Origin of the sequence: Halorubrum sp. SP3 (genome assembly GCF_005435195.1) — an archaeon.
In the GTDB taxonomy this organism is placed as follows: domain Archaea; phylum Halobacteriota; class Halobacteria; order Halobacteriales; family Haloferacaceae; genus Halorubrum; species Halorubrum sodomense.
Map to the genome: position 1 here is coordinate 37,296 of NZ_SGTU01000007.1, position 25,161 is coordinate 62,456.

The following is a 25,161-nucleotide window of genomic DNA, read 5'->3' on the forward strand; positions in this document are numbered from 1 at the left end:
ATAATTCGCTGTTTGAACAAAAGTCGATACCTCGAAAGCGCCTGACAGCTGTCGAGGGAGACGCGTTCCGAAATCCGCCCCCAGACGCGTTCCGAAATCCGCCCCCAGACGCGTTCCGAAATCCGCGTCTCAGTCGCCGCCCGCGGCCCGGGCGTGTCGCCGGGCGTCCTCGGGCGTCCGGCCCTCGCGCAACAGCGCCTCGACGAACAGCTCGCCCGCCTTGTACGACGAGCGGACCATGGCGCCCGACGCGCAGTAGAGGAAGTCGAACTCCGCCTCGGCGACCCGGCGCCACGTCTCGAACACGTCGGGGTGGACGTACTCGAACACGTCGAGGTGCGAGCGCGACGGCCGGAGGTACTGGCCGAAGGTGACCACGTCGACGCCGACCTCGCGGAGGTCGCCGAGCGTCCGGTACACCTCGTGGTCGTACTCGCCGACGCCGAGCATCAGGCTCGTCTTCGTGTGGATGTCGGACTCGCGGTCGACCTGATCGAGCACCGCGAGCGACTGCTCGTAGTTCGCGCGGCGGTCCCGGACCGGCCACTGGAGCCGTTCGACCGTCTCGACGTTGTGCGCGATCACGTCGGGTTCCGCGTCGATAATCCGGTCGATCGCCGCCGGGTCCCCCTGGAAGTCCGGGATGAGCGTCTCGACGAGAATCTCCGGGTCGCGGCGCTTGATCTCGCGGATCGTCTCGGCGAAGTGCGCCGACCCCCCGTCCGCGAGGTCGTCGCGGTCGACGGAGGTCAAGACGACGTAGTCTAAGCCGATCTCCGCGACCGCGTCCGCGACGTTCGCGGGCTCGTCGGTGTCGAGCGCCTCCATCCCGCCCGTCTCGACGTCGCAGAAGTTACAGCCGCGCGAGCAGCGGTCGCCCATGAGCATGAACGTCGCCGTGCCGCCGCCCTCGGCGGCGTCCGCCGCCTCGCCGTCCGGGGGCGCGCTCGCGCCCCCTGACCAGCACTCGCCCATGTTCGGGCAGTTCGCCTCCTCGCAGACCGTGTGGAGGTCGTGGTCGCGGAGGGTAGACTTGATCTCGGTGAACCGACTCCCGGACGGCGGGCGCGACTTCAGCCAGTCCGGCTTCCGGCGGCCGCGTTGCATGGTCGACCCTTGGCGTCCGAGCGCAAAAGGGTGCGGGTCGCCCCCGGCTCGGGCCGGGGCGGTGCGGCGGGCCCCCCGGCTTACGCCTCGGGGACGAAGACGTTCATCGACGGCGTCTGGATCCCCTGGAACTTGTTCTTCCAGTTGTACGCGATGTTCAGGACGCGTCGCCGGTCGTCCGGCGGCCCCGTCACCACGCTCACCGAGGTCCCGTCCTCGGGGATCTCGACCCGCGTGTCCGCCCACTCGAAGCCCGCGAGCAGCTCCGAGGGGTTCTCGACCGTCACCGTCCCGCTGTTTCTGTTCACCTCGTACAGTCGGTAGGAGTTCGTCTCGATCAGCCGCTTGATCTCGTCGAGGTCGTCGTCGAAGTGCGCTTCGAGCGCGTCGGCGGTGTGGTAGCCGCAGACGATGAGGTGCGCGAACGTCTCGACGTTCCGCGGATTCTGCTCGGCGTCGCGGAGATGGTCGAAGTACGCCAGCTTCTCCTCGCGGTCGAGGTCGAGGATCGCGTTGATTATCCGGGCCGCCTCCCGCTGCGGCTCCGTCGCGTCCGGGTCCGCGAGCACCTCGTCGGCCCGCGATCCGGTGTGCTGCCCCCGCGACACGTCGAGGACGTTCTTGAGGTGTTTCGCGCGGTCGTACACCGCCGACTTGTACGACCAGTCGCGGACGTCGTCCGGGTAGTCGTCGAACTCCCGCAGCAGCGCCTCGCGGTCCTCGGGGAAGCCGATCTCCTCGCGGAAGTCGCTCCACGCGGTGGCGCCCTCGAACAGTTCGAACTGGGTCAGGGTGTCCTGCCCGAGGTTCGCCCGCGTCCCGCCGCTCGCGACGAACTTGGCCTCGACGAACGTCTCGCCGCCCGGCGTCTCGACGATCAGGTCGCCCAGCGAGTCGTAGGAGTTGCCGGCGTGGCGCACCGCGGTCAGCCTCGGGAAGTCGCTCCGGAGGCGCTCCGCGAGCGACTCCGCGAGGTCGAGCCGGCCCCGATCTCCGAGGTCGGCGTCCGGCTCCGCGCCGTTCGCGAGCCGCGCCGTCAGCTTCTCCGTGGCCTCGACCCAGCCGCGCTCGTGTTTGCCCATGTGTCGTGTCGGTGTGGGTGTGTGAGGTAAAAAAGCGCCCACTCCGGGAGACGCACTCCCTCGTGGAGCCATCCGACGGCCGGTGACGTTTACCCGAAGGGAACCGTACGGCGGTCCGAGAGCGTGTTTCGGAATGGATGAGGTCGGGGCCGGAATCTTCGTCGGGACGCGGTCGGACGCCGAGGACGAGTCGCTGCTTCGGGACCGCGGCGTCGACGCCGTCGTCTCCCTCACGCACGACGATCCGGACACCGGATCCGTCGCCCGCGTCGATACCCCGATGACGGACGGACCGCAGAACGAGTATTCGGCGTTCGTCGACGCCGTGGAGACGGTCGTGGCGCGTCGCGAAGCCGGGCAGCGCGTCCTCGTCCACTGTTCGGCCGGCGCCTCGCGCAGCCCGGCGGTCGCCGCGGCCGCGATGACGCGTCTGACCGACCGGGGACTCGACGAGGCGTTCGAGCAGGTGCTGGCGCGGCGGCCGGAGGTCGATCCGCACGACGCGCTGGTCCGGCGAGCGGTGACGTTCGTCGCTCGGGATCGGGAGTGAGCGGCGGCGTCGTAGAAAGAGCCTAGGCCGAGATGTCAACCGTCCCGCGAATGATGACGCGAAACTTGTCAGTGAACTCTGCCTCCATCGACGGTCAGTCGCTCGGGACGAATCCCCGATTCGGCGTCACGGTTCCTGACTTCAGGGCGAGTTGACTGTCGTCCGTCCGCCGAGACGACTGTAGGCCCCGACGGACGTACCTCCATCCGACGTTCTTCGCGCCGACGTAGTCCGCGTTCCCCGTCTCACCACACGATTGGCACTCGAACTCCGAGCGCGCGATTCGGTTCCCTTCGCTCGTGTGACCGCACTCCGGGCACCGCCGACTCGTGTTCTCCGGTGACACGTACACGACACGGAGCCCCTCCGCGTCCGCTTTGGACTCTACCATGTCCACGAGCTGTCGATGCGCCCACTGGTGGAACTCCTTCACCCGAGGCGCACGGTCTCGGATGTGCCGGAGGTTCTCGAAGGCGATGTACTCGCAGTCGCATTCAAGGGCCTCGTCGATGATGTCGTTGGCGACCTCGTGAAGCGTGTTCCGGACGTGTCGCGATTCCCGCCCACTCATCTGTTGAATCGTTCGGTGCGCGGACTGTGTACCCGTCCGTTGGAGCCGACCGCGGATCCGCTCGAACCCTCGGTGTCGGTGCCGGAGTTCGTCACCGGATGCGAAGTACGCTGTCGAGGTGGTCGCGATGTTTGCGATACCGAGATCGACCCCGAGAACTGTCCTGTCCTCGGTGTCATCCCGTATCTCGGCTCGTTTCTTGGGCTTGGGTTTCCGGAACCCCAAGTGAATGTAGTACCCACCATCGCGCCGTGAGAGTGTGGATTCGGTGATCTCCCACGCCTCGCTGTCGAGGTACTGGTATTGGTATCCGTTCTCGTCGTCCGGCAGCACGAGTTCACATCGGATACGGTCTCCGACTGTAGAAAGAGAGACGGTTCCGTCGTCGAACAACGTCATCGTGCGCGTGTCGTACTTCACCGTGTCTGCCGTGAATTCCGGCCGAGAGGTGGCGTAATCCTCTTCGAGAGCTTCGATATCGTCGATGCCGCTGAGTGCCGCTGCGGCTTGATGAGTTGCGAGTATCGTGTGTTGGCTCCCGAGACGTGTCTCTTCTCGCACCTCGTCGTATGCGAGCTTTTGAAGACGTGTTTTCCGCGCTTCATCTGCTCTCCATCCGATACGACTGCTGATGTTACAGGCGCGTTTCCACTCAGAGATGGTGGCGTCGAGCAGCGTTCTCTGCTCGCTGGTGAGAGTTAGGCGAGTAATTGCGGTACGTCTCAGGTACTCGTCCGCCACGTCTCTCGATACCGCAGTATGGTACTTAGTGATTATCTCGTGTCACGGGAACTTCACTGCCCTCACCGAGTTCGCTGATCAGAACTCTTCGCGAAACGTACTCTCGAGGACGTGAAAGTGAGGAGAATAAGAAAAGCCTGAGGGGGGATTTGAACCCCCGGTCTCGTCCTTACCAAGGACGCGCTTTACCGCTAAGCTACCCAGGCACGCAACCAGTCGTTGACCGGATTCGACTTTATGGGTTTCGATTCCCGGGCGCAGCGTCGGGGGATCACGGAGCCTCCCCCGGGGGGTCTCTCCCCGATCAGCGGTCGGTCGCGCTGACGGCGCGGTCGGAGATGTCGGCGATGCGGTCGGCGGTCGCGTCCGGCAGCGCCCGGCCCGCGGGCGGGAACTCGCCGTCGCAGTCGGCGGCGAGGTCGCGGGCGTACGCGAGCAGCTCCTCGGGCGTGTCGCCGCCGACCGCGGTGGTACCGGCGACGACCGCGAGTTCGAGCGCATCCACCTCCAGGTTCCGGTCGAGCCCGACCGCCGTCTCTGCGTCCGTCTCCTCGCGGTCGCGCAGCGTCTGGTCGCGGCCGAACGCGCGCACCACGTCGACCGCGGGGCGGGCGGCGTCGGTACACGCCAGAAGCGAGAACCCGCGGGAGACGAGCACGTCGGCCGCGAGGATCTCCATGTCCGCGTCGATGTCGGCGGCGGTCGGCGCCGTCACCCACGGCTCCTCGCGGGCCACCGTCCGGGTGAGTCGCAGCCCCTCGTAGATGAGCTGCACGCCCGCGGCGCGGTCGGCCACGTCGTCGAGGTCGACCTCCGGCTCCAGCGCGCGAGCGGTGACCAGCGCCAGCACGCCGGGGGTCACCGCGGCGTCGACGAGTCGAGAGTCGAGGGCCTCGCGGAGCTGTTCGGGTTCGACGTCCGCGAGCGCCTCGCGCGCGGCGTCACGCGCTCGCGCGGCATCGTCCATTGCCGACAGGTAGATGAGCGAAGGGCAAAGACCTTTGGAAACGAACGGGATTCAGTCCCGTGATCCGCACCCGAACCGACGGCGACGTGCGCATCGTCACGCTCGACCGCTCCGAGGCGCGCAACGCGATCCGTCCGGAGGATCTGACCGCCCTGAGCGAGGTGTTCGAACGGTCGGAAACCGACGGGAGTCCACCGGTGACGTACCTCCACGGCGCGGGCGACGCCTTCTGTGCCGGCGCCGACCTCGACGCGGTCGCCGCGCTCGACGACCCGGCGGCGTTCGCGCGGCGGGGCCAGCGCGTGGCGACCGCCGTCGAGGAGTCCCCGACGGTCGTCGTCTGCGGCGTCGACGGGGCGGCTCGCGGCGGCGGCGTCGAGCTGGCGCTGGCGGCCGACGTCCGTGTCGCGACCCCGCGAGCGACGTTCGCCGAGCCCGGCGTCTCGCTCGGGCTGTTCGGCGCGTGGGGCGGGACGGGCCGGCTCCCGCGCGTCATGCGCGAGGGCGACGCGCTCGACTTCGCGCTGTCGGGGCGCGTCCTCGACGCGGAAGCGGCCCTTCGGACCGGACTCGTCTCTCGCGTCGTCGACGATCCCCGAACGGTGGCCGACGAGATCGCCGGGGGAGCGTCGGACGCGCTCGCGGCGATCAAACGCCGGATCCGCGACCGCCGCGACGTCGAGGCGCAAGAGCGCGCGGAGGCGGAAGCGTTCGCCCGGCTTCACGACGCGCACGCCGACGAGATCACGCGACGGCGAGGGGAGTGAGCGCGGGAGCGTCCGCGGAGACCATACCGTCCCGTCGCCCCGATGTGACAGACTTAAGTGAGTCTCCGACCAACTGCGGAACGCGAAGCACGCACCGGTAGTGTAGTGGTATCACGCAACCTTGCCATGGTTGCAACCCGAGTTCAAATCTCGGCCGGTGCATTTTTCGAACGGAGCGAGCCGTGAGCGAGCACGTCTGATTCTGAGTTCGAATCTCGGCCGGTACACTCCTTTCAGTCGTGCCCCGGCGGCTACCGTCCGAACCGGCGTTGACGGTCCTGAAAGTCCAAGACAGCGCGGAGGTACTCGCGCCTGCGGAAGTCGCGCCAGTTCACGTCGGTGAAGTAGAGTTCGGCGTACACCGACTGCCAGATGGCGAAGTCGGAGAGCCGCTCGGCGCCGGTCTTGATGACCAGATCGGGCTCTTCGGGGAATAAGAGCCGCTCTGCGACGTCGGTCTCGTCGATGGCTTCGGGCGCCAGGTCGCCGTCCGCGACGTCGCTCGCCAGTTCGCGAACGGCACCGGCGAACTCCGCCTTCCCGCCGAGACCGACCAGGATACGGACCGGCGCGTCCGCCTCGTCGTCGGCGTCCCACGCGGGGGCGCCGTCGGAGTCGGTACGCGCCTCCGTCGACCCGTCGGCCTCCGGGCCGCGAACCACGGTCTCGGCGGGGACGTCGAGGCGACGTAGCTCCCGGATCAGCGTCGGGGCGACCGCGCGGTCGAGGACGGAGACGGAGACGGTGACGCGGTCCGCGCCGTACTCGAACGCCCAGCCGATCGCCGACGAGAGCGTGTCGAACGCGCCGTCCGCGAGGAGGTCGCGCTCGGTGAGAACTAGGGCGACGTGCGCCGGAGGCTCGGCGTCGTGGAGGCGGTGGCGCGTCGCGAGGTACGCGTCGTAGAGACCCACGTGAGGAGGATCCGCTCGCGCATATAAATGGTTTCCCGCCGACGAGGGGTTTAATTCTCCGACGCGCCTACCACGGTCGATGACAGACAGCTACCGCGGGGTGTTCGGGGCGATTCCCTACGCGTTCCGCGCGACGGAGTCGCGGACGATGCGCGCGTACGCCGCGATCGGTGCGCTCGCGGCCGGATTCGTCGCGCTCGTCGTCACCCTCGCCCTGATCGTCTGGATGGGAGAGACCGCGTCGGCCCGCGGGGGGACGTTCCTCTTTTCGCGGTCGCTGTTCGTGGTCGCCGGCCTCGGTGCCGTCGGGCCGCTGCTCGCGCCGATCCTGTTCGTCGCCCGTCACCACCGCCGCGGGGATCCGGTAGCGGCCACGTACGACCGATGGATGGGAGTCGCCGGCTTCCTGTTCCTGCTCTCGCTGTACCTCGGGATGATCGTCTCAGCGCCCGAAGGCCTCCGCGAGCCGAGCGGCTCCGTCGTGGTCAACGCGCTGTACGCGCTCCCGCGGCCTGCGGGATTCGTCCCCCCCGTCGCGGCCGCGCTCGCGGTCTTCGCGACCCACTTCCGACTCCGCGGCGGGGCGGACGGCGACGCGGCGGTGGCGGGCGAGCCGTCGGCCGACGCCGACCCCTCGGTCGACGCCGACGAGTCGACGTGAACGGAGCGCCGTCGGCCGCGGCTCGAAAGCTCGAAGTCGCTCGGCCGACTATCCGGGCGCAATGACCGACGAGAAGGAGAGCACGTTCCTCGTCACGCACGTCGAGAGCGAGTCGGCCGTGCTGAAAGACGTCCGCGACGGACAGGTCCACACGCTGAGTTCCAACCCCGGCCTCGACGTCGACGACGCCGTCGAGGCGACCGTCGCCCCCGATCCGCCGCTGGAGGTCACTTATCAGGTGATCGAGGTCGCGGAGCGGCGGTCCCTGTCGATCGAGGAGAGCCCGGAGCCGCCGACCGTCCACGAGCGCGAACTCGCCGCGGAGACCCCGACGGGGGAACTGGCCCGGGAGCCGCGTGCGGGCGTCGGCGAGGTCCACGTGTTGACGCCGCCGAAATCGGAGACCGACGAGGCGGTCGCCGACGTCATCGACGACCGCGAGGGAACGCTCTCGCGCGCGGCCCGCCTCGGCGTGAACCGCGTCGAAATTCGGTCGGAACCGGGGGTCGTCGCGGTTCGATACCTCCCGTAGCGGCGGGGAGTTCGCCGTCGCTCAATCGCTCCCCGCGAGGTTGACGATGTGGCCGCAGTCGGCACACTGGTAGCGGCCCGGGCCGAGCTCGGAGAACTGCGGCGACAGCAGGGTGTCCCTCTCGCCGCACTCCGGACAGCGGTCCGGCTCGGTGAACGCGTCGTCGGAGCCGGAACTCGTGTCTCCGGAGCCGAAGAACGCGTCCATCACCTCGAACGGAGACGGACCCGGCTCCGCGCGGCGCTTCGCGTCGGCCTCGTGACGCGCCTCCGCGCCCCGGGCCGAGACGCGTCGGTCCAGGACGTCGTCGAAGTCCCCCGCCTCGTAGTCGCGGTTCGACATCACCACGCCGCCGTCCGTGTCGACGGTAACCGTCGCGTACTCCGTTGGCGCCATCCCGCGATACAGGACGTACGCGCCTCCCGCGACCCCGGCGACGACGAGGACCGGGATGAGCTGGGGGAGAACGAAGACGAGGATGAGGCTCAGGAGGACCCCGACGAACGCCCCCACGAGCGCTCCGAGGAAGGCGCCGAAGAGGCTGCCGTCCTTCAGCTGGACTTCGAGGCCGACGCGGGTTCCCTTCGGCGCGTCCGCCATCCCGACGAACGTGACTTCGACGGCGTCGTCGTACAGTTCGCGCTCCGCGTACGCGATCGCGGTCTCCCTCACTGTCGACTCGACGACCATACGTTGGCGGAACACGCACTTCGGCATAATTGTTGCCGCCAGACCGAGAGAGCGACCGCGTAGTCGACGCGGGGGCCCCGGACGAGACGCGGTATCCTACCAGATAAGAAGGCTTATTCGCGCCCGCGGAGGAAGCGGTATTTATGGTAGCGATCGAGGTGCCGGCGATCAACTACACCGACTACTCGAACCGGCAGCTCGCGGCGGTGCCGCTCGCCTTTCTGGTCCTCGCGCTGGCGATCATCGGCGGCTGGTTCGTCGCCACCGGTGCGCCGGCGAATCTCGGACTGGAGTTCACCGGCGGCGTCGAACTGCGAGTCACGGACGACGGGGACAACGTCGAACAGCGCATCCGGACGGCCTTCGACCGCGAGCCCGACGCGATCCAGACGATCCCGGCCCAGACGCTCCCGGGCGACGACGACGTCGTCGTCGTCACGTTCCAGGCGTCCCAGAACGATCCCGAGGGGCTGGCCAACGATCTCCAAGGACAGGCGGAGGCGGCGGGGTTTAACACGACCGCAGTCGATCAGGTGTCGCCGAGCTTCGCGAGCGACACCGCGCGGACCGCCCTCTTCGGCGTGGCGCTCGCGTTCTTCGGGATGAGCGTGCTCGTGTTCGCGCTGTTCCGGACGTTCATCCCCTCGCTAGCGGTCATCGCGTCCGCGTTCTCCGATCTGGTAATACCGATCGCGGCGATGAACCTGCTCGGCATCGAGATGACGCTGGGGACGATCGCCGCGCTCCTGATGATCATCGGGTACAGCGTCGACTCGGACATCCTGTTGAACGACTCGGTGCTGCGCCGCACCGGCGGGTTCTACGAATCGGTCAGCCGCGCGATGCGGACCGGGGTGACGATGACGCTCACCTCCATCGCGGCGATGGTCGTGATGGCGGTCGTCGCCTGGGTGTTCGGGATCGGGCTCCTCCGCGACATCGGGATCATCCTCTCGGTCGGGCTGTGCGCCGACCTGATGAACACGTATCTGATGAACGTCTCGCTGCTTCGCTGGTACAAGTTCGAGGAGGGAGGACGCTAATGCTGGAACCGATCAAAAAGAACTGGCGGATCCTGCTGCTCGTCGTCGTCGTGATCGGGTCGTCGGTGGCGCTTTTCGCGCCCGGATTCGGTCCGGAGCCGGCGCCCGGCGAGAACGCGAGCGAGGCCAAACAGGGAATCACGAACCTCCAGTACGGGCTCGATCTCGCGGGCGGGACCCGCGTCCGCGCGCCGCTGTCGGGATACACCGCCACCGGCGTCGCGTTCGGCGGCGACAGCCCCGGAGCGGTCGCGGAGGCGGTCGCCGCCGAACTCGACAACGCGTCGACGCGGAACGTCGGGGTCGTCCCCGAGGAGAGCGCGGTGGAGGTCACCGAGCCGTCGGTGACGGAAGCCCAGTTCCGAGCGGCCATGGACGCCGCCGGCTACGAGTACGAGCAGATCCGGTCGGGCGTCACCAGCGAGACGCGCCAGGAGACGATAAACGTCATCCAAGGGAAGATCAACGAGGCGGGGCTCTCCGGCGGGACCGTCCAGCAGGTCCAGTCGATCACGGGCGAGTACTTCATCCTCGTCGAAGTCCCCGGACAGGGCCGACAGGAGGTGATCGACCTCCTCGAGGAGCGCGGGACCGTCCGGATCGACATCGCGTACCCCGAGGGCAACGGCACCGCCGTTCAGGAGGGCGTGTTGATCCAAGACGACTTCGAGGAGATCGGCACCGCGACACAGCGGGATCGGGGCACGGGCGCGTACGTTCCGGTCACCGTTCGGAACACCGCTCCGGACGGCGAGCAGTCGCCGGCGCACGCCTTCCAAGCGGCCGTGGTTCAGCGCGGCTTCCCGCAGGCGTACGAATCGCGGGGCGATACGTGCCGGTACAACCCGGAGACGGGCGAGACGACGACCCCGTGCCTCCTGCTCGTCGTCGACGGCGATGTCGTCAACTCCTTCGGGATGGCCCCCGACCTCGCGGACAGCATGGCGCGCGGTTCGTGGGCCGAAACCGGCAACTTCCGGCTCACCACCGGAAACTTCTCCGAGGCCCGGTCCATCTCGCTGAACCTCCGCGCCGGCGCGCTGCCCGCCGAACTCGACATCAGCGGCAGGGGGACGTCGTCGTCCATCTCGGCCGCGCAGGGAGAGAACTTCCGGACGTACTCGCTGGTCATCGGCGTCCTCTCGGTGTTCGCCGTCGCCGGGATGGTGTTCCTGCGCTACCGCGAGCCCAGAGTCGCGCTGCCGATGATCGTCACGGCGCTGGTGGAGGTGTACGCCCTGCTCGGATTCGCGGCGCTGCTCGGCTACCCGCTCGAACTCGCGGTGATCGCCGGCTTCATCGCGGTCGTCGGGACCGGCGTCGACGACCTCGTCATCATCGCCGACGAGGTGATGAGCGAAGGCGAGGTGAACTCTCGGACGGTGTTCGACTCGCGGTTCCGCCGCGCCTTCTGGGTCATCGGCGCGGCCGCGGCCACGACGATCATCGCGATGTCGCCGCTGATGGTGCTCTCGCTCGGCGACCTCTCCGGGTTCGCCATCTTCACCGTCCTCGGCGTGCTGATCGGCGTGCTGATCACCCGTCCCGCGTACGGTGACATCCTTCGCCGGCTGTTGACCGTGAAGTAAGCCGGCCCCGGACCGCCCGCCGCCGACACCCGGGTCGAGTCGATACCACGAACGGTCAGTTCCCTCGGATTCTGAGTGTCATTTCGTGCGTTCGTCGACCCGATCGAATCGGCGTTGAGCGTTACTCGGAAACGAGGGATCAACCCGACAAACTATTAATTTAGACCGGTCAAAAACAAGTATGCCCACCGACGCCGTCGAGGATTATCTCAAGGCGATCTATCGGATCGAGTCGCGGGCGGGGCCGCCCGTCTCGACCTCGCAGATCGCGGAGGCGCTCGAGAAGACCCCCGCAACGGTGACGAGCATGGTCGAAACGCTCTCGGAGCGGGGACTGCTCTCCCGCGAGAAGTACACGGGCGTCGAACTCACGCCCGCCGGCGAGGTCGCCGCGCTGGAGGTCGTCCGCCGGCACCGGCTCATCGAGGCGTTCCTCGCCGACCAGTTGGACTACGAGCCGACCGAGGTCCACGACGAGGCCGACGCGCTCGAACACCACGTCAGCGAGGAGTTCACGCGGCGCGTCGAGCGCGTGCTCGACTACCCCGCCGCCGACCCGCACGGCGATCCGATCCCGCCCGCGGACCTGTCGACGCCGGAGGACGCCGGAACGGCGCTCGTCGCGGCGTTGGATCCCGGCGAGCGGGGAACGGTCGTTCGCGTCAGCGACCGCGACCCCGACGTGTTGGAGTTCCTCGTCGACGCCGGGATCACTCCGGGCAGGACCGTCGAGGTCGTCGACGTCACGTCCTTCGGCCTCGTCACCGTGCGGACGAGCGACGGGAGCGAACACGGGCTGCCGGAGGCGGTCGCGGACCGCGTGTCCGTCCGCCGCGCCGCGGAGTCGACCGCCGCGACCGACGGCCAGGAGGCGGGAGACGCATGATCGGCTACGTCGAGATCGTCGCGGTCGCGTTCGCCGCTCAGCTCGTCGTGCTGCCGGGCGAGAAGGTCCAGCTGATGATCGCCGGGCTCTCGACGCGGTACGACCCGAAGATCGTCGTCGCCGCCGCCGGGTCCGCGTTCGCCGGCTGGACCGCCGTCGAGATAGCGTTCGGCCAAGCGCTCCAGTCGGCGCTGCCGCCGCTCGCGCTCAACGCCGTGACCGCAGCCCTGTTCTTCACCTTCGCGGTGCTCCTGTACCGCTCTGCGCCGCCCCGCGGAACGAGCGCCGAGGCAGAGCGCACGGACGGCGGGATGGCCGCGTTCGACGACCTCTCGCTACCGGGGCGACTCGACCGGTACTCGGGGTCGCTCGGCGGTTTCCTCCCCATCTTCGCGCTCACCGCGACGGGCGAGTTCGGCGATAAGACCCAGCTCGTCACCATCGGTCTGGCGGTCCAGTACGGCGCCACCTCCGCCATCTGGGCCGGCGAGATGCTCGCGATCATCCCGGTGAGCATCGCGAACGCGTACTTCTTCCACACCTTCGCCGGACGGGTCGACATGCGGCTCGCGCACCTCGGCTCCGCGCTGCTTTTCGCCTTCTTCGGCGCGGACACCGTGTTAGCGATCGCCACCGGCTTCTCGGTGTGGGAGGCGTTCGTCGGCGCGGTCGGCGGCCTCGCGGCCGGGCTGTTCTAGCCGGTGTCACGCCGGGCCGTCGGATCGGTCAGAACTCGTCGAGCGCGGACTGCTCGGCGGCCGCGAGCACGTCGTCGCAGGTCGCCCACGATCGACGGGCGCAGTCGGGGAGACCGCCCGTCTCGGCGACGTACTCGCGGAGGAACGCCCGGGTGACCGGGTCGCTCGGGTAGCCGCTCCCGAGGTCGTCGTACTCGGCGTACGCCGCGTCGATCGCGGCCATTCGCCGGTCGCGGGCCACCTTGGCGACGACGCTCGCGGCGCCGACGACGGGGTCGTCCCCGTCGGCGCCGTGGGCGGCCGTCACGTCGACCGACGGGAAGGGTTCGCCGGCTTCTGGGACCTCGTTCTCGTCGGTGTCCTCGACGAACTCCCGGAGGCGGCGCGCGAACCGCGCCTCGCTGGTGTCCCCGGCGTCCGCGACGACGCGGACCGGTTCTCCGAGACCGGCCGCGACGCTCCCGGAGAGCGCTATTCGCGCCGCCCGCGCCTGTCCACGGACGGTGAGCGTGTTCATGTCGGTGTCCGGTCGGTCGATCTCGGCGGGCTCGACGCGAGCGACGCCGACGGCGATATCGGGGTCGTTCCGGAGGGCCGCGGCCATTCCCTCGCGCCTGGACGGCGCTATCCGCTTCGAGTCGTCCACGTCGGCCGGGAGGCTCGCCGGGTCGGCGAGCACCGCCGCCGCGACCATCGGTCCGAGAACGGGACCCTTGCCGGCCTCGTCGACGCCGAGGTACACGCGTCGGTGGTGGACGAGCGAGGGGAAATACCTTCAGAAAGGCGTCGACCGGAGACGCCGGGCGACGGAGCGCGCGTCGGCGTCAGTCGATCAGGACCGCGTTGACCTGGCCGGTCTGCCCGGGACGGGAGGTGACGCGGGCGCGGCCGGCGGACGTCTCGATGATCGCGCCCTTCGTGACGATGTTCCGGCGGGCGTAGTTGACGTTCGCGGGGTTGTCGACGACGTTCTCGATGTCGGCCTCGCTGACGTCGCCGTCGGCGGCGACCTGCGCGACGTTCGTCGAGAGCGCGCGGACCTTCTTGTCCGTGCCGCGGGCGTCGATGTACTGGAGTCGCGTTTCGCCGACCGTCGTCTCGGCGGGCTCGCGGCCGAGCTGGTGGCGCTTCTTGTTCGAGGCGTGCTTGAGTCGGCCGCCGGTCCGCTTGCGCGCGGAGCGTCCCTGGTCTTTCATACGGGTACGAACAGCCAGCGAATACTTGAAGCGTTCGACTCGTCCCGGCGGGGAACGGCGGCGCGAGCGGGACCGGCGTCGGGGGCCGGCTCAGGCGAACGCGCGCTCGAACGCGCGGACCCCATCGTCGGTGCCGGCGACGACGAGTTCGTCGCCGCGCTCGATCCGCGTCTCGGGGCCGACGTCCGTAACGAGGTCGTCGCCGCGCTCGATCGCGATGACGGTACAGCCGGTGACCTCGCGGACGGACGCCTCGCCGACGGTCCGACCGGCCAGCGACGGCGCCTCGCTCCTGACGACCTCGACGTGCGTGTCGAGCGAGAGCACGTCTCTGTCCGCGAGCACGGCCGACGCGGACATCCGACCGGTCACCGTCGCGAGCGAGAGCACGTAGTCGGCGCCGGCGCGGTGCATCTTCGGGACGCTCTCGGGGTCTTCGACCCGCGCGAGGACCTCCACGTTCGGCGCTAGGTCGCGGACCACGAGCGTCGCGAACTCCGCGGTCGTGTCGTCGGGGAGCGCGAGGACGACGGTCCGCGCGTCCGCGACGCCGGCGTCCCGCAGCGTCTCCGGGTCGGTCGCGTCCCCGACCACGTCGATCGCGTCGCCGCCGTCTCGGTCGACGACGACCACCGGGAGACCGGCGTCTTCGAGGGCGTTCGCGACGGTCTCTCCGACCTGGCCGTGACCGATGACGACCGTTTCGCCCGCGCCGAACCGACGGGCCGCCGAGTTCGTCAGATCGACGAGTCGCTCCACCTGGCTTTCGGTCCCCGAGACGAGGAGCACGGTGCCGGCCGAAAGCGTCGCGTCCGGCGGCGGCGCCGCCTCGAACGACCCGTTGAACCACGCGCCGATCACGTCGACCCCGGTCCGCTCGCCGATTCGACTCCCGGCGAGCGTCGACCCGGCGAGCCCGCTTCCGTGGTGGATCGACACCTCCGCGATCCGCAGCGAGTCGCCGATCGCGACCGCCTCGTCGAGGTCGGTCCGCACCGCGGTGGTCACCTTCGAGGCGAGGCTCTCGCCGAGCAGCGACCGCGGGGAGAACACCTCGTCCGCGCCGGCGAGGCGGTGGTAGCGCTCGCGGCTCGGATCCTCGACGACGCTGATCGCGCGGACGTCCGTCGAGAGCTCCTTCGAGGCGAGGACGATGCTCGCGTCCACCCGGTCCGAGACGTCGGTCAGGAGGGCGCGGGCGGCCGGCAGGCGCGCGTTCGAGAGCCCCTCGGTCGTTTCCGGGTCGGCGCGGATCACCGTGTGTCCCGCCTCGTACAGCGCCGACGCCCGATCGGGGTCGGGCTCGACGACCACGTACGGAACGTCCTCCGACTCGAACTCGTCGAGGAGCGCGTCGGAGCGCGTGGTGTCGGACGCGACCACGACGTGCCCCGCCATCTCCCGTTCCAGCGACCGGGGAACGGTCGTCGCGAACGCGGACTCGAGGAGGGGAGTCGCGACGACGGGGAGCGCGCCGATGAGCAGTACCATCCCGACGAGGTCCATCACGGCGACGAACGCGTGCATCTGCTGGCTCTGCCACGACGACGCGTCGCCGCCGAACCCGGTCGTCGTGAACATCTCGATCGCGAACTGGAAGGACTCGATCAGCGTTCGGGGGTCCTCCTCGAAGACGCGCATGCCCCACCGATAGACGACGGCGGTGAACGTGAGCATGGCGCCGAGAAAGACCGCGTACAGCACGACTCGCCGCTTCCACGTGTCCATCGGACCGCGATACGCCGCGACCGTACAAAAACGGGCGGACTCGCGCGGCGGCGGACCGAAGTTCGATGGTTTAAGTTCCGGGGGCCGAAGCGTCACGCATGGTGCGGGACCCGTCGCGAGAGCCGGAGCCGCCGTCGGTCGACGAGGTGCTCGACGCGCTGGCCGACGACGCGGCCCGTCGGATCGTCGCGGCGCTCACCGAGCCGAAGACCGCGAGCGAACTCTCCGAGGAGTGCGACATCCCCCTGTCGACGACCTACCGGAAACTGGAGAAGCTCACCGACGCCTCCCTGCTGTCGGAGTCGACCGACATCCGGCGAGACGGACAGCACACGACGCGGTACTCGGTGTCGTTCGACACCGTCACCGTCTCGGTCGACGACGGCGCCGACGGCGACGCGGACCGTCGCGAGTTCGACGTGGAGTTCTCTCGGCCCGAGCGGACCCGAGACGAGCGTCTGGCCGACCTGTGGTCGGAGCTACGAGAGGAAACATGAACCCCTACATCGACCTGACGATCATCGTCGCAAAGACCGCCATCCTGGTGCTCGGTGGCAGCATCACCTACTACGCGCTCCGCGCGTACGACCGGACCGGCGACCGGTCGCTGCGCGAGCTCGGCGTCGGCTTCGGCATCGTCACCGTCGGGGCGCTGCTGGGTGGTGTCTCCCATCAGATAATCGGCGCTGACCTGGCGGTCGGCATCGCCATCGACGGCCTCCTCACGGCGGTCGGGTTCGCGGTCATCGTCTACTCGCTGTACCTTGAGTAGGCTGCGCGGCTTTCGACGCGCGACGAACGGTACCCTTTTGCGGCGTTCGGCCGTCCGTTCACGGCATGAGCGACGCACGCGAGGAGCTCTCTCGCCGGATCGCCGGCGAGATAACGTTGAGCGACGACCCGGGCGCGACCCTCCGGAAGTGGCGGACGGACTTCGACGTCTCGCAGACGGAGCTGGCCGACCAGCTCGGCGTCTCTTCCTCCGTCGTCTCCGACTACGAGAGCGGTCGCCGCGAGAGCCCCGGCATCGGCGTGGTCCGCCGTACCGTCGAGGGGCTGCTCGACATCGACGAGCGCCGCGGCGGCGGCCGGCTCCGCCAGCACGCCCGCGTGCTCTCGGCCGGGTTCGAGAGCGACATCGTCCACGACCTCCGCGAGTACTCGACGGCGGTGCCCCTCGAGGAGTTCTACGAGGCGATGGGCGCGACGGAGATCGTGCGCGGCGACCACGACCACGTGAACGGCCACACCGTCATCGACTCGATCCAGGCGATCACGCGCCTCTCCAGCGAGGAGTTCTACCGGCTGTACGGCCAGTCGACGAACCGGGCGCTCGTGTTCACGCGGGTGACGCGCGGCGAGTCGCCGCTCGTCGCGCTGCGGGTCGTGAGCCCCACCCCGAACGCGGTCGTGCTCCACGGGATCGAGGACGGCGCCCTGTGGGACCACGCCGCCGACCTCGCCCGCGTCGACGGCGTGTCGCTGGCGACGTCGAACCGCGACCTCGACGACTGCCTGGCGGACCTCCAGAAGCTCTGAGATCGCGGGCGGACCCGGTGCCGTCGCCGGCTTCGCGTCGCCGTCCGGCCGCGTCGCCGGCTCCGCGTCGCCGTCCGGCCGCGTCGCCGACCGAACCGCGGGCCTGAAACCGCCGGCGCCCGTCGGGCCGGGCATGAGCGAGGATTACGCCGAGCGGCTCCGCGCGAACCGCCGGGAGAAGGACGAGTTCTTCGCCGACCACCCGCAGTCACCGATCCCGCCGGAGCAGCGCGACGAGTTCGACGGGCTCGACTACTTCGAGCCGGACCCGACCTACCGCGTCGAGGCGACCGTCACCGTTCACGACGAGCCCGACCCCGTCGAGATGGAGACGACCGCGAGCAACCCGGTGCGGTACCTCCGCGTCGTCACGTTCGCGTTCGAGATCAGCGGCGAAGAGCACACGCTGGCGGGCTACCAGCAGGAGGGCGACGACGGGGAGATATTCGTGCCATTCCGCGACAAGACGACCGGCCAACAGACGTACCACCAGGGGCGGTACATGGATCTGGCGCCCGAGCGGGAGCTCGACGACGGGGACGCCGTCACGGTCGACTTCAACCTCGCGTACAACCCCTTCTGCGCGTACAGCGAGACGTTCTCCTGTCCGCTCCCGCCCGAGGAGAACTGGCTGGAGATCGTCGTCCCTGCGGGCGAGCGGGCGCCCGATCTCGACTGAACGGCCGGTTCGTCGCCGGTGTCGCCGCTGGTCGGGGCGTGAAAAACACGAAAATTGAATTCCGGATCGTCCTGAAAAGGCCCGCCGCTGTCGGCCTATTCGAGCGTCTCGCTCGTGACGAGCGTGTCGTCCTCGAGGTAGTGTTCGAGGTGGTGGCCGTGTTCCTCGACGTCTTCGAGGATGTCGCGGAGCTGCTCCTCGGTGTTGTAGTCGCCGAGGTTGTTGGCGAGCTGGATGTGCTCGCGGAGCTGCTCGGTGATGTCGCCGAACATCTCGAGGTCGTGTTCCAGCGACGTCCGGATGTCGTAGGCGTCGGCGTCCTCGGGAGTCACCGGCGCGTGCTCCTCGTAGTTCGCGCCGCCCGAGAGCGGCACGCCGCCGAGCGCCTGCGCGCGCTCCGCGAGCACGTCGGCGCCCTCCTCGAGGTCGGCCGCGACCTCGCCGAGGTACTCGTGGATGTCGAGGAACTCGGCGCCCTCGACGAGCCAGTGGTGCTTCTTGACCTGGTGGTAGAGGACGTACGTCGCCGCGAGGTCGCTGTTGAGCGCGTCGACGAGCTGTTCGGCCTTCTCCTCGGGGACGCGGAGCGCTTCGCTTTCGTGAACGTCGCCGTACCGTTGACGGGCCTGCTTCTGGGTACTCATTTCAACTGTTCATACGCGTGCGACCCACTTAATAGCTTCTATTATAGAAACTACTCTTTCAATATTACCAAAATTATTTTCTATAGCTCGTCGAGCGCGCCGACGATGTCCCGCTGGGCGGACAGGGTGTCGCGGTCGAGCGTCGCAGTCAGCGTCGCCGGCGCCCGGTCGAGCTCGACCGCGACCGCGCCGTCCGGCCGTGCGACGAGGGAGTTGCCGGCGTACGTCGCCTCGTCGGTCGCCCGCCCGCCGCCCGAACTCCCGGTGCGGCCGGCGCCGACGACCCACCTGACGCCGTCGAGCGCGCGGGCGCGGCACAGGAGCCGCCAGTTCGCGACGTGGTCGGCGGGCCACGCGCCGACGACGACGAGCGCGTCGACCGCGCGCTCCGCGAACCACGCGCTCTCCGCGACGAAGTTGAGGTCGTAGCAGGTCAACAGCCCGGTCGGTCCCGCGGGCGTCTCGACGACGACGCGCTCGGTCCCGGGCTCGACCCACGCCCCTTCCTCGTCCCAGAGGTGTCGCTTGCGATAGACGGAGAATCCACCGCGGTCGGCGGTCGCGGCCGAGCCCTGGCCGTCGCCTGTCTCCGCGCCCGGGCCGTCGCGCGCGGCGCGGTCCGGCGGCGGAACGTACGCGGTCGCGTTGTACACGCCCGCCCCGTCGCGCTCGGCGTAGCCCGCGATCACGGCCGCGTCGGCCGCCTCCGCGACGGATTCGAGCCGTTCGCGCGCGGCGTCCCGAGGAAGCGCTGTCTCCCGGAGCCGCTCGTCGGCCGCGAACCCCGTGAGCGCGTACTCGGGGAAGACGGCGAGGTCGACTCCGTTCGACAGGCCGGCCGCTCGGCGCCGGAACCGCTCGGCGTTCGCGTCGACGCGGAGGTCGTCGACGGGGACCTGCGGGACGGCGACGGTCGGATCGGGGGCGGATCGGTCGCTCACGCCGTCGCGTTCGGACCGAGCGACCAATAACTCCGGGCTCGCGCGACGAGTCCGGAGGTCCGAGGTCGGCGCTCGACCGCGGCCGCAAGGACGATACGCCCGCGGCGCCGACCGGCTGGTATGACCTTCGCCGACCTGTTCGAGCGCGCGACCGCGCTCGGCGGCGACCTCGACGAAGCGGACGTGCGGCGCGCGGTCGACGACGTGCGTTCGGCCTCCGACCGAGGGGAGGGTGACTCCGCGGGCGACGCGGTCGGCGACCCCCTCGACCCCAGTCCGGCCCGCGTCGTCGTCGACGCCGACGCGCTCGCGGCGGACCTCCTCGTCGGCGGCGCCGCCCGCGAGGCCCTCGACGTCCTCCGGTCGCACGCCTGGACGACGCTCGTCGCCAGCGACCCGCTCCTCGACGACGCCGAGTCGGTGATCGCGTCGCTGTCGGACCCCGACCTCGCGGCGGACTGGCGCGCGGCGGCGACGGGGTGGCGCGAGCCTGTCGCGCAGCCCCCGGTCGATCACCCCGCGCTGGCGTCCGCCTACCGCGGCGGCGCGATGCAGATCGTGAGCCTCGACCCCTCGCTGACCGGGCCGGGGGCCGCCGCCGGACTGCGCGACCGCCTGCCCGTGAGCGTCCGGGAGCCGCGCGCGTTCGCGACGGTGTTCGACCCGGCGAAGCTGTACCCGGACGCCGTCGGCGGGGCATACCCGGGTCCCGACCGCGACCCGCGGACGATGGACCCGGTCCGCGCCGACGGGGACCAGCACCGATAAACCGCCGCCGGCCGGAGCGATCCGCATGACCGACGCGGAGAGCGTCCCCGAGCTCCCGACCGACCTCGACGCGGTCCGCGACGCGCTCGTCGACTGGTACGAGGCCGACCACCGCGAGTTCCCGTGGCGCCGAACCGAGGACCCCTACGAGATACTCGTCAGCGAGGTGATGAGCCAGCAGACCCAGCTCGACCGCGTGGTGCCCGCGTGGGAGGACTTCCTCGACGAGTGGCCGACGACCGCCGACCTCGCCGCGGCCGACCGCGCCGACGTGGTCGCCTTCTGGTCGGACCACTCGCTGGGGTACAACAACCGCGCGAAGTACCTCCACGAGGCGGCCGAACAGGTCGAGGCGGAGTTCGGCGGGTCGTTCCCGAAGGACCCGGACGGCCTCAGCGAGCTGATGGGCGTCGGCCCCTACACCGCCAACGCGGTGGCGTCGTTCGCGTTCGACAACGGCGACGCCGTCGTCGACACCAACGTGAAGCGGGTGCTGTACCGCGCGTTCGACGTACCGGACGACGACGACGCCTTCGAGCGGGTCGCCTCCCGGCTCATGCCGGCGGGCGAGTCGCGGGTGTGGAACAACGCGATTATGGAGCTCGGCGGCGTCGCCTGCGGGAAGCGCCCGCGCTGCGACGAGGCGGGCTGTCCGTGGCGCGAGTGGTGTGCCGCCTACCAGACCGGAGATTTCACGGCCCCGGACGTGCCGGAACAGCCCAGCTTCGAGGGGAGCCGGCGGCAGTTCCGGGGCCGGATCGTTCGGCTTCTCGGTGAACACGACGAGATGGAGCTCGACGCGCTCGGCCACCGGATCCGAGTGGATTACGCGCCGGACGGCGAACGCGGCCGAGAGTGGCTCCGCGGGCTGGTCGACGACCTCGCGGACGACGGGTTGGTCGAGGCCGACCCGAGCGGGGACGAAGTCGTCGTGTCGCTCCGTCGTTGAGAGCCGGCTGCCCCGGCGGGGCGCGCCGCCCCGGGAACCGTCACCCGTTTATTACGGGAGCCGGAAGGGAGACGCATGAGCGAGACCGTCGACTCGGACCTGTACACCCGCACGAAGGCCCTGCTTGAGCCCGGCGACATCGAGCTGGTGGGCTGTATCGTCCACACGGACCTCGGCGGTCAGCAGGACCTGGAGATGCACGAGCTGACGGTCGCCGCAAACGAGGTCATCGCCGACCACGCGGGGAAAGGCGAGACGTACATCGAGGCGGGTAACGACGACACGGACTTCTCCTCGAACCAGTTCCAGGGGCTGACGCTCGACGGCGAGGAGTTCGTCTGGGAGTGCCAGCAGCTCCTCCGCGACGGCGCCTTCGACCTCGTCTTCTACTACGAGGCGACCGTCGATCAGGAGGCGCTCGCGGCCGACCTGGGGGAACTGGACAACGTCGAGCGCGTGACGCAGGTCCCCTGAACGACCCCGACGAGATCCGGTCTCATCTCCCGTGAGCGACACCGTCCTGATCCCCGGCGGCCGCGACGTGCGCGCCACCCTCGACACGGCGGCGAGCGACGCGCCCAACGCCGACGCCGAGGACGCGCCCCACGCCGACGCGGTCGTCGTCGCCTGTCCGCCGCACCCGCAACAGCGCGGTCACCGCGGCGACGAGCGCCTGACGGCCGTGAGCGACGCCCTGACCGACCGCGGAATCGACTGCCTCCGGTTCGACTACGGCGACTGGGACGAGGGGTACGGCGAGAGCACGGACGCGGACGCGGCGGTCGGCTGGGCGCTCGACCGCTACGGACGCGTCGGGCTGTTCGGCTTCTCGTTCGGCGGCACGGTCGCGCTCGTCGCGGCCGCGTCGCGGCCCGGGCTCGCGGCCGTCTGCGCGCTCGCGCCGACGGCGCGGCTGAACCCCGACGTCGACGCGGTCGCCGCGCTCGGCGAGGTCGTCGACCGCGGCGTGCCGGTCCGAGTGGTGTACGCGACCCGGGACTCGACCGCTGACTGGGAGCCCGTGATCGAGCGGGCGGAGGCGTTAGGCGTCGAGACGGTCGCGTTCGAGTCGGACCACTTCTTCGTCGGTCGGGCGGCGCGCGTCGGAGAGACGGTCGCCGAGTTCCTCGCGCCGCGGCTGCGCGAGTGAGCACGAGTCGGGGCCGAAAAGGAGATCGAGCGGCCTCGCGGCGGGATCAGTCGCTGCCGACCTTCGTCGTCACCCGGAACGTCTCCGGAGGGTTGAGGATCCCGGCGACGGTCCCCATCGAGTGAACGACGGTGATAAGCGGCGCGAGTGGGACCGCGAGCGCCCAGTGGTGGTGGTCGTCCCCGTAGTAAGCGACGCCGAGGAGGAACCAGCCGAGCGTACACAGCGCCAGGCCCATCGACGCGGCGAAGAAGAGCCCGCTGTAGGCGATGGTGACGCTCAACAGCGACAGCGGGACGACGAGCAGGGTGACGATCGGCGAGAGCGCCCACGCGTAGTTACGGACCCGCGTCAGCAGCTCGTACCGCAGCGGGAGCATCGTCGACGCCTGAACGTTCCCGGCCGCCCAGCGACGGCGCTGCTGGAGGATCTCGTACAGCGACGGCGGCGCCTCGTTGCGACAGACCGCGTCCGACAGCGCGAACGTCACGTCGAGCTCGCGGAAAGCCGCCCAGACGAAGGCGGTGTCCTCGACCAGCGTCTCGCGGTCCCAGGTGGTCTTCTCCTCGACCTCGGTGCGAACGGCGATGCCGCCGCCCCACGCGAACAGGGGGATCGAGAGCCGCGCGAACGCGCGCTGCTCGATCTGGACGCCCATCCGGTACACGTCGGCCAGGTAGCTGAGGCTCGAGTCCGTGCGACGCGGCTTCTCGCGGAGCTGGACGATGTCGGCGTCCGGCAGCCCGTCGAACGACTCGACGACGCTGTCCTCGTCCAAGTAGAGGACGAACTCCGTCCGACAGTCGAGCGCCCGCCGAGCCCACTCCTGCGCGCGGCCCTTCCGGACCGCGTGACACGAGAACTCGTCCGGGACGGCGTGGACGGTCGCCCCGCGCACGTCGATCGGCGACTCCGCGATCACGTGGACGTCGTCGAGCCCGTCCGGGAGCGAGTCGATCGTCTCCTGAACGACCTCGGCGGCGTCGACGGTCATGATGCGGACCTGAACCTCGTCGAGGCCGTACTCGTTCGGGGGCGTCTCGTAGCCCGCGCCCACGACGGTCGTGAGCACGAACCAGACGAGCGCGGTCGCGCCGAACAGGAGCGTCACGCCCCAGAGCGCGACCCCGAACAGCGATCCGAGTCCGCCGTCGGTGACGGCGGTGGTGGCCGACGCCTGGCCGGGAGCGGCCCCGGGACCGGAGACGACGGTCGGTGCGAGCAGCGTCGCGACCCCGCCGACGACGAGCGCAAGCGTGACCGCGACCAGTGCGACGCGTTCGGTGTTCATCGTGCCCCGACCTCTCTCGTCGAATCATATGAACCGGCCAAACGCTACAGCGGAATTCAGTCGTGTTTCGGCCGGATTTACGCGCTTAATCGCGGCGTACTCGAACAAATCGGTAGACTGCGCTGCTGTGGTAAACGGTAGCGCGTGAAACGACACCGGGTGACTCGATAGGGGCCGATTCCGGGTTCGGCCCGGGCGATCGCGTCGCGCGCACCGAACCGGTTCGCCGCGTTCGACTATCGTTTCAGCGCTCTCCTCGCGGTCCAAACAGAGGTCGCAGATGCGTGCGGAGGTGGATCAGAGGAGTCCGGAGAGGCTCGAACTGAGCCGGAGCCGCTCACCGGAGGTCGTCTATCAGTTCCGCTGCCATCCGCTCGCCGCGGGCCGGGTCGTACCCCTCCATCCGGAGGTGCGCCAGCGGCGCCACGTACGGGTTCCGCTCCCAGTGGGCCCACACCTCGGTGCCGCCGCCGGGCGCGGGAAACAGCCGGACGTGGACCTGCCAGTCGCCGGTGAGCCCCTCGGGCCGGTGGACGAAGCTCCCGACCTCGTGGACCGTCTCCCCGTCGCGCTCGTAGGCGTGGAAGTACGCGCGAATCAGCTCCGAGAAGCCGTGCTCCGGGAGCATCGCGCGGGTCTCCGCGGGGCTCGTCCGGACCGTCCCGGCGTACTCGTCCGCCGGCGGCGGCAGCACCCGAACGTGGTCCGGGGCGCCGTCGTCCGGCAGCAGCGCGAGCAGTTTGCCGACCGCGAGCCTGACGCGCCAGAACCCGACGGCGCGGCCGGCGAGGAAGACCGCGGGAACGACGACCGCGAGCGCCGCGAGCGCGCGGGCGACGGACGCACTGAGGGGCCGTCGCCGTGAGGGGTCCGAGTCCATCGCGGTCAGTTGTACCCGCGCCAGCGGTGGCCGCACTCCTTACACTTGAAAAAGCGCGTCGGCGGCTCGTCGGCGGCGCCCGTCTGCTTGATCGTGTACCACGCCTCGCCGTGGCCGCACTCGTCGCAGACGACGTCGTTCGCGGTCGGCTTCCCCTCGAAGTTCGCGCCCTCCTCCGTCTCTATCACCTCGTCGCCGGTCTGTTCCGTCGTCGACTCGAACTCGGCGGCGAGCGCCTCGTCGCGCTCGGTCGTGGCGCCGCAGTCGTCGTTCTGACACACCATCTCCCCGTCGCGAGAGACCATCATCGAGCCGCAGTCGTCACAGAACTGCATATACGTGGGAAACAGGGTATCGAGCGGTATAGGTCCAGTGGGTGCGGCCGGATATGCGGCGTGCGTCGTAGAGCAACCGTGAATTGGCGATGCCCCCGACGGAGGAACTGGGACGCTCTGATCCGTCGTCGCGGTGACGACCGCCGAAGCCCCAGCCGCTCGGGGATACGCCGTAACCGATCCCGCGGTGACGACCGCCGAAGCCCCAGCCGCTCGGGGATACGCCGTAACCGATCCCGCGGTGACGACCGCCGAAGCCCCAG

Annotated in this window: 30 protein-coding genes and 2 tRNA genes; 17 read left to right on the forward strand and 15 right to left on the reverse strand. The window is 69.6% G+C overall.

What is annotated here, in order from left to right; translation table 11 throughout:
• Window positions 1–129: 129 nt before the first annotated feature.
• Together lipA and EXE42_RS07235 are read right to left on the reverse strand one after the other, a co-directional pair.
• Window positions 130–1,107, reverse strand: a complete 978-nt coding sequence (lipA, locus tag EXE42_RS07230; protein ID WP_092920220.1) for a lipoyl synthase — start codon at window positions 1,105–1,107, stop codon at window positions 130–132.
• Window positions 1,108–1,187: 80 nt separating this feature from the next.
• Window positions 1,188–2,189 carry a hypothetical protein gene (locus EXE42_RS07235; RefSeq protein WP_092920219.1) on the reverse strand — a complete coding sequence of 334 codons (1,002 nt, stop codon included), beginning with the start codon at window positions 2,187–2,189 and terminating at the stop codon, window positions 1,188–1,190.
• Between the two features lie 133 nt (window positions 2,190–2,322).
• Between EXE42_RS07235 and EXE42_RS07240 the strand changes: the two genes are divergently transcribed.
• On the forward strand, window positions 2,323–2,739 hold the full coding sequence (locus EXE42_RS07240; RefSeq protein WP_092920218.1) for a dual specificity protein phosphatase family protein: 417 nt from the start codon (window positions 2,323–2,325) through the stop codon (window positions 2,737–2,739).
• A 94-nt stretch (window positions 2,740–2,833) separates the two neighbouring features.
• Here the strand turns inward: EXE42_RS07240 and EXE42_RS07245 are convergent, their stop codons facing one another.
• From EXE42_RS07245 to EXE42_RS07255, 3 genes are all read right to left on the reverse strand, one after another.
• Window positions 2,834–4,051, reverse strand: a complete 1,218-nt coding sequence (locus EXE42_RS07245; protein ID WP_241988351.1) for a transposase — start codon at window positions 4,049–4,051, stop codon at window positions 2,834–2,836.
• Window positions 4,052–4,185: 134 nt separating this feature from the next.
• A tRNA-Thr gene (locus tag EXE42_RS07250) sits at window positions 4,186–4,257 on the reverse strand.
• A 98-nt stretch (window positions 4,258–4,355) separates the two neighbouring features.
• Window positions 4,356–5,018: a hypothetical protein gene (locus EXE42_RS07255; RefSeq protein ID WP_092920216.1), complete on the reverse strand. Its 663-nt coding sequence runs from the start codon at window positions 5,016–5,018 to the stop codon at window positions 4,356–4,358.
• A gap of 59 nt (window positions 5,019–5,077) precedes the next feature.
• Here EXE42_RS07255 and EXE42_RS07260 point away from each other — a divergent pair, with 59 nt between their 5' ends.
• Window positions 5,078–5,785, forward strand: coding sequence for an enoyl-CoA hydratase/isomerase family protein (locus EXE42_RS07260; RefSeq protein WP_137706212.1), 708 nt, complete (start codon window positions 5,078–5,080; stop codon window positions 5,783–5,785).
• Window positions 5,786–5,876: 91 nt separating this feature from the next.
• A tRNA-Gly gene (locus EXE42_RS07265) sits at window positions 5,877–5,947 on the forward strand.
• Between the two features lie 89 nt (window positions 5,948–6,036).
• Here the strand turns inward: EXE42_RS07265 and EXE42_RS07270 are convergent.
• Window positions 6,037–6,699, reverse strand: a complete 663-nt coding sequence (locus EXE42_RS07270) for an undecaprenyl diphosphate synthase family protein (protein WP_137706213.1) — start codon at window positions 6,697–6,699, stop codon at window positions 6,037–6,039.
• Window positions 6,700–6,778: 79 nt separating this feature from the next.
• On the opposite strand from EXE42_RS07270, the gene EXE42_RS07275 reads away from it, so the two are divergent.
• A complete protein-coding gene (locus tag EXE42_RS07275) occupies window positions 6,779–7,360 on the forward strand; it encodes a hypothetical protein (RefSeq protein ID WP_092920213.1) in 582 nt (193 codons plus the stop codon).
• 61 nt (window positions 7,361–7,421) lie between these two features.
• Window positions 7,422–7,892 (forward strand): DUF5812 family protein, encoded by a 471-nt coding sequence (locus EXE42_RS07280; protein WP_137694574.1) that lies wholly within the window; start codon window positions 7,422–7,424, stop codon window positions 7,890–7,892.
• Window positions 7,893–7,913: 21 nt separating this feature from the next.
• Here EXE42_RS07280 and EXE42_RS07285 read toward each other — a convergent pair whose 3' ends face one another.
• Entirely contained in the window at window positions 7,914–8,582 is a 669-nt protein-coding gene (locus EXE42_RS07285) for a hypothetical protein (RefSeq protein WP_137706214.1), read from the reverse strand.
• Between the two features lie 143 nt (window positions 8,583–8,725).
• Here EXE42_RS07285 and secF point away from each other — a divergent pair, with 143 nt between their 5' ends.
• The 4 genes from secF to EXE42_RS07305 all read left to right on the forward strand — a co-directional run bounded on the left by secF (window position 8,726) and on the right by EXE42_RS07305 (window position 12,798).
• Window positions 8,726–9,625 (forward strand): protein translocase subunit SecF, encoded by a 900-nt coding sequence (gene secF / locus EXE42_RS07290; protein ID WP_092920210.1) that lies wholly within the window; start codon window positions 8,726–8,728, stop codon window positions 9,623–9,625.
• On the forward strand, window positions 9,625–11,214 hold the full coding sequence (locus EXE42_RS07295) for a preprotein translocase subunit SecD (RefSeq protein WP_092920209.1): 1,590 nt from the start codon (window positions 9,625–9,627) through the stop codon (window positions 11,212–11,214). The genes secF and EXE42_RS07295 overlap by 1 nt, the downstream gene beginning before the upstream one ends.
• A 181-nt stretch (window positions 11,215–11,395) precedes the next feature.
• Window positions 11,396–12,100 (forward strand): metal-dependent transcriptional regulator, encoded by a 705-nt coding sequence (locus EXE42_RS07300; protein ID WP_092920208.1) that lies wholly within the window; start codon window positions 11,396–11,398, stop codon window positions 12,098–12,100.
• Entirely contained in the window at window positions 12,097–12,798 is a 702-nt protein-coding gene (locus tag EXE42_RS07305; RefSeq protein ID WP_137694576.1) for a TMEM165/GDT1 family protein, read from the forward strand. Before EXE42_RS07300 ends, EXE42_RS07305 begins: the two co-directional genes overlap by 4 nt.
• A 28-nt stretch (window positions 12,799–12,826) precedes the next feature.
• On the opposite strand, the gene rnhB is transcribed toward EXE42_RS07305, so the two are convergent.
• The 3 genes from rnhB to EXE42_RS07320 form a co-directional block, all read right to left on the reverse strand.
• The gene (rnhB, locus tag EXE42_RS07310; protein ID WP_092920206.1) at window positions 12,827–13,540 is read right to left on the reverse strand and encodes a ribonuclease HII; all 714 of its coding nucleotides are present in this window, start codon (window positions 13,538–13,540) and stop codon (window positions 12,827–12,829) included.
• Window positions 13,541–13,622: 82 nt separating this feature from the next.
• Complete coding sequence (locus EXE42_RS07315) at window positions 13,623–13,994, reverse strand: 30S ribosomal protein S8e (protein ID WP_092920205.1); 372 nt, start codon at window positions 13,992–13,994, stop codon at window positions 13,623–13,625.
• A 90-nt stretch (window positions 13,995–14,084) separates the two neighbouring features.
• Entirely contained in the window at window positions 14,085–15,722 is a 1,638-nt protein-coding gene (locus EXE42_RS07320) for a TrkA family potassium uptake protein (protein ID WP_092920204.1), read from the reverse strand.
• A 98-nt stretch (window positions 15,723–15,820) separates the two neighbouring features.
• On the opposite strand from EXE42_RS07320, the gene EXE42_RS07325 reads away from it, so the two are divergent.
• The 4 genes from EXE42_RS07325 (at window position 15,821) to EXE42_RS07340 (ending at window position 17,940) form a co-directional block, all read left to right on the forward strand.
• On the forward strand, window positions 15,821–16,219 hold the full coding sequence (locus EXE42_RS07325) for a helix-turn-helix domain-containing protein (protein WP_092920203.1): 399 nt from the start codon (window positions 15,821–15,823) through the stop codon (window positions 16,217–16,219).
• Window positions 16,216–16,494: a hypothetical protein gene (locus tag EXE42_RS07330; RefSeq protein WP_092920202.1), complete on the forward strand. Its 279-nt coding sequence runs from the start codon at window positions 16,216–16,218 to the stop codon at window positions 16,492–16,494. Before EXE42_RS07325 ends, EXE42_RS07330 begins: the two co-directional genes overlap by 4 nt.
• A 65-nt stretch (window positions 16,495–16,559) precedes the next feature.
• Window positions 16,560–17,261, forward strand: coding sequence for a helix-turn-helix domain-containing protein (locus EXE42_RS07335; RefSeq protein WP_092920201.1), 702 nt, complete (start codon window positions 16,560–16,562; stop codon window positions 17,259–17,261).
• A 133-nt stretch (window positions 17,262–17,394) separates the two neighbouring features.
• Window positions 17,395–17,940: a DUF1684 domain-containing protein gene (locus EXE42_RS07340; protein WP_137706215.1), complete on the forward strand. Its 546-nt coding sequence runs from the start codon at window positions 17,395–17,397 to the stop codon at window positions 17,938–17,940.
• A gap of 95 nt (window positions 17,941–18,035) precedes the next feature.
• On the opposite strand, the gene dpsA is transcribed toward EXE42_RS07340, so the two are convergent.
• Both dpsA and EXE42_RS07350 read right to left on the reverse strand, forming a co-directional pair.
• On the reverse strand, window positions 18,036–18,584 hold the full coding sequence (gene dpsA / locus EXE42_RS07345) for a DNA starvation/stationary phase protection protein DpsA (RefSeq protein WP_137694578.1): 549 nt from the start codon (window positions 18,582–18,584) through the stop codon (window positions 18,036–18,038).
• A gap of 80 nt (window positions 18,585–18,664) precedes the next feature.
• On the reverse strand, window positions 18,665–19,525 hold the full coding sequence (locus EXE42_RS07350) for a carbon-nitrogen hydrolase family protein (protein WP_092920198.1): 861 nt from the start codon (window positions 19,523–19,525) through the stop codon (window positions 18,665–18,667).
• Between the two features lie 120 nt (window positions 19,526–19,645).
• Here EXE42_RS07350 and EXE42_RS07355 point away from each other — a divergent pair, with 120 nt between their 5' ends.
• The 4 genes from EXE42_RS07355 (at window position 19,646) to EXE42_RS07370 (ending at window position 22,392) form a co-directional block, all read left to right on the forward strand.
• Window positions 19,646–20,293 (forward strand): hypothetical protein, encoded by a 648-nt coding sequence (locus EXE42_RS07355; protein WP_092920197.1) that lies wholly within the window; start codon window positions 19,646–19,648, stop codon window positions 20,291–20,293.
• A 25-nt stretch (window positions 20,294–20,318) separates the two neighbouring features.
• Window positions 20,319–21,242, forward strand: coding sequence for an A/G-specific adenine glycosylase (locus EXE42_RS07360; RefSeq protein WP_092920196.1), 924 nt, complete (start codon window positions 20,319–20,321; stop codon window positions 21,240–21,242).
• Window positions 21,243–21,317: 75 nt separating this feature from the next.
• The gene (locus tag EXE42_RS07365) at window positions 21,318–21,716 is read left to right on the forward strand and encodes a DUF5778 family protein (RefSeq protein WP_092920195.1); all 399 of its coding nucleotides are present in this window, start codon (window positions 21,318–21,320) and stop codon (window positions 21,714–21,716) included.
• A gap of 31 nt (window positions 21,717–21,747) precedes the next feature.
• A complete protein-coding gene (locus tag EXE42_RS07370) occupies window positions 21,748–22,392 on the forward strand; it encodes a CocE/NonD family hydrolase (RefSeq protein ID WP_092920194.1) in 645 nt (214 codons plus the stop codon).
• A 46-nt stretch (window positions 22,393–22,438) separates the two neighbouring features.
• On the opposite strand, the gene EXE42_RS07375 is transcribed toward EXE42_RS07370, so the two are convergent.
• The 3 genes from EXE42_RS07375 to EXE42_RS07385 all read right to left on the reverse strand — a co-directional run bounded on the left by EXE42_RS07375 (window position 22,439) and on the right by EXE42_RS07385 (window position 24,898).
• The gene (locus tag EXE42_RS07375) at window positions 22,439–23,683 is read right to left on the reverse strand and encodes a glycosyltransferase family 2 protein (RefSeq protein ID WP_137694583.1); all 1,245 of its coding nucleotides are present in this window, start codon (window positions 23,681–23,683) and stop codon (window positions 22,439–22,441) included.
• 337 nt (window positions 23,684–24,020) lie between these two features.
• On the reverse strand, window positions 24,021–24,563 hold the full coding sequence (locus tag EXE42_RS07380; protein ID WP_092920192.1) for a hypothetical protein: 543 nt from the start codon (window positions 24,561–24,563) through the stop codon (window positions 24,021–24,023).
• A gap of 5 nt (window positions 24,564–24,568) precedes the next feature.
• Window positions 24,569–24,898, reverse strand: coding sequence for a transcription factor S (locus EXE42_RS07385; RefSeq protein WP_092920191.1), 330 nt, complete (start codon window positions 24,896–24,898; stop codon window positions 24,569–24,571).
• Between the last annotated feature and the right edge of the window lie 263 nt (window positions 24,899–25,161).

Coding starts and splice junctions, on each gene's coding strand:
- lipA (WP_092920220.1), bottom strand. CDS start 1,107: ATGCAACGCGGCCGCCGGAAGCCGGACTGGCTGAAGTCGCGCCCGCCG.
- EXE42_RS07235 (WP_092920219.1), bottom strand. CDS start 2,189: ATGGGCAAACACGAGCGCGGCTGGGTCGAGGCCACGGAGAAGCTGACG.
- EXE42_RS07240 (WP_092920218.1), top strand. CDS start 2,323: ATGGATGAGGTCGGGGCCGGAATCTTCGTCGGGACGCGGTCGGACGCC.
- EXE42_RS07255 (WP_092920216.1), bottom strand. CDS start 5,018: ATGGACGATGCCGCGCGAGCGCGTGACGCCGCGCGCGAGGCGCTCGCG.
- EXE42_RS07275 (WP_092920213.1), top strand. CDS start 6,779: ATGACAGACAGCTACCGCGGGGTGTTCGGGGCGATTCCCTACGCGTTC.
- EXE42_RS07280 (WP_137694574.1), top strand. CDS start 7,422: ATGACCGACGAGAAGGAGAGCACGTTCCTCGTCACGCACGTCGAGAGC.
- EXE42_RS07285 (WP_137706214.1), bottom strand. CDS start 8,582: ATGGTCGTCGAGTCGACAGTGAGGGAGACCGCGATCGCGTACGCGGAG.
- secF (WP_092920210.1), top strand. CDS start 8,726: ATGGTAGCGATCGAGGTGCCGGCGATCAACTACACCGACTACTCGAAC.
- EXE42_RS07295 (WP_092920209.1), top strand. CDS start 9,625: ATGCTGGAACCGATCAAAAAGAACTGGCGGATCCTGCTGCTCGTCGTC.
- EXE42_RS07300 (WP_092920208.1), top strand. CDS start 11,396: ATGCCCACCGACGCCGTCGAGGATTATCTCAAGGCGATCTATCGGATC.
- EXE42_RS07305 (WP_137694576.1), top strand. CDS start 12,097: ATGATCGGCTACGTCGAGATCGTCGCGGTCGCGTTCGCCGCTCAGCTC.
- EXE42_RS07315 (WP_092920205.1), bottom strand. CDS start 13,994: ATGAAAGACCAGGGACGCTCCGCGCGCAAGCGGACCGGCGGCCGACTC.
- EXE42_RS07320 (WP_092920204.1), bottom strand. CDS start 15,722: ATGGACACGTGGAAGCGGCGAGTCGTGCTGTACGCGGTCTTTCTCGGC.
- EXE42_RS07325 (WP_092920203.1), top strand. CDS start 15,821: ATGGTGCGGGACCCGTCGCGAGAGCCGGAGCCGCCGTCGGTCGACGAG.
- EXE42_RS07330 (WP_092920202.1), top strand. CDS start 16,216: ATGAACCCCTACATCGACCTGACGATCATCGTCGCAAAGACCGCCATC.
- EXE42_RS07335 (WP_092920201.1), top strand. CDS start 16,560: ATGAGCGACGCACGCGAGGAGCTCTCTCGCCGGATCGCCGGCGAGATA.
- EXE42_RS07340 (WP_137706215.1), top strand. CDS start 17,395: ATGAGCGAGGATTACGCCGAGCGGCTCCGCGCGAACCGCCGGGAGAAG.
- dpsA (WP_137694578.1), bottom strand. CDS start 18,584: ATGAGTACCCAGAAGCAGGCCCGTCAACGGTACGGCGACGTTCACGAA.
- EXE42_RS07355 (WP_092920197.1), top strand. CDS start 19,646: ATGACCTTCGCCGACCTGTTCGAGCGCGCGACCGCGCTCGGCGGCGAC.
- EXE42_RS07360 (WP_092920196.1), top strand. CDS start 20,319: ATGACCGACGCGGAGAGCGTCCCCGAGCTCCCGACCGACCTCGACGCG.
- EXE42_RS07365 (WP_092920195.1), top strand. CDS start 21,318: ATGAGCGAGACCGTCGACTCGGACCTGTACACCCGCACGAAGGCCCTG.
- EXE42_RS07375 (WP_137694583.1), bottom strand. CDS start 23,683: ATGAACACCGAACGCGTCGCACTGGTCGCGGTCACGCTTGCGCTCGTC.
- EXE42_RS07380 (WP_092920192.1), bottom strand. CDS start 24,563: ATGGACTCGGACCCCTCACGGCGACGGCCCCTCAGTGCGTCCGTCGCC.
- EXE42_RS07385 (WP_092920191.1), bottom strand. CDS start 24,898: ATGCAGTTCTGTGACGACTGCGGCTCGATGATGGTCTCTCGCGACGGG.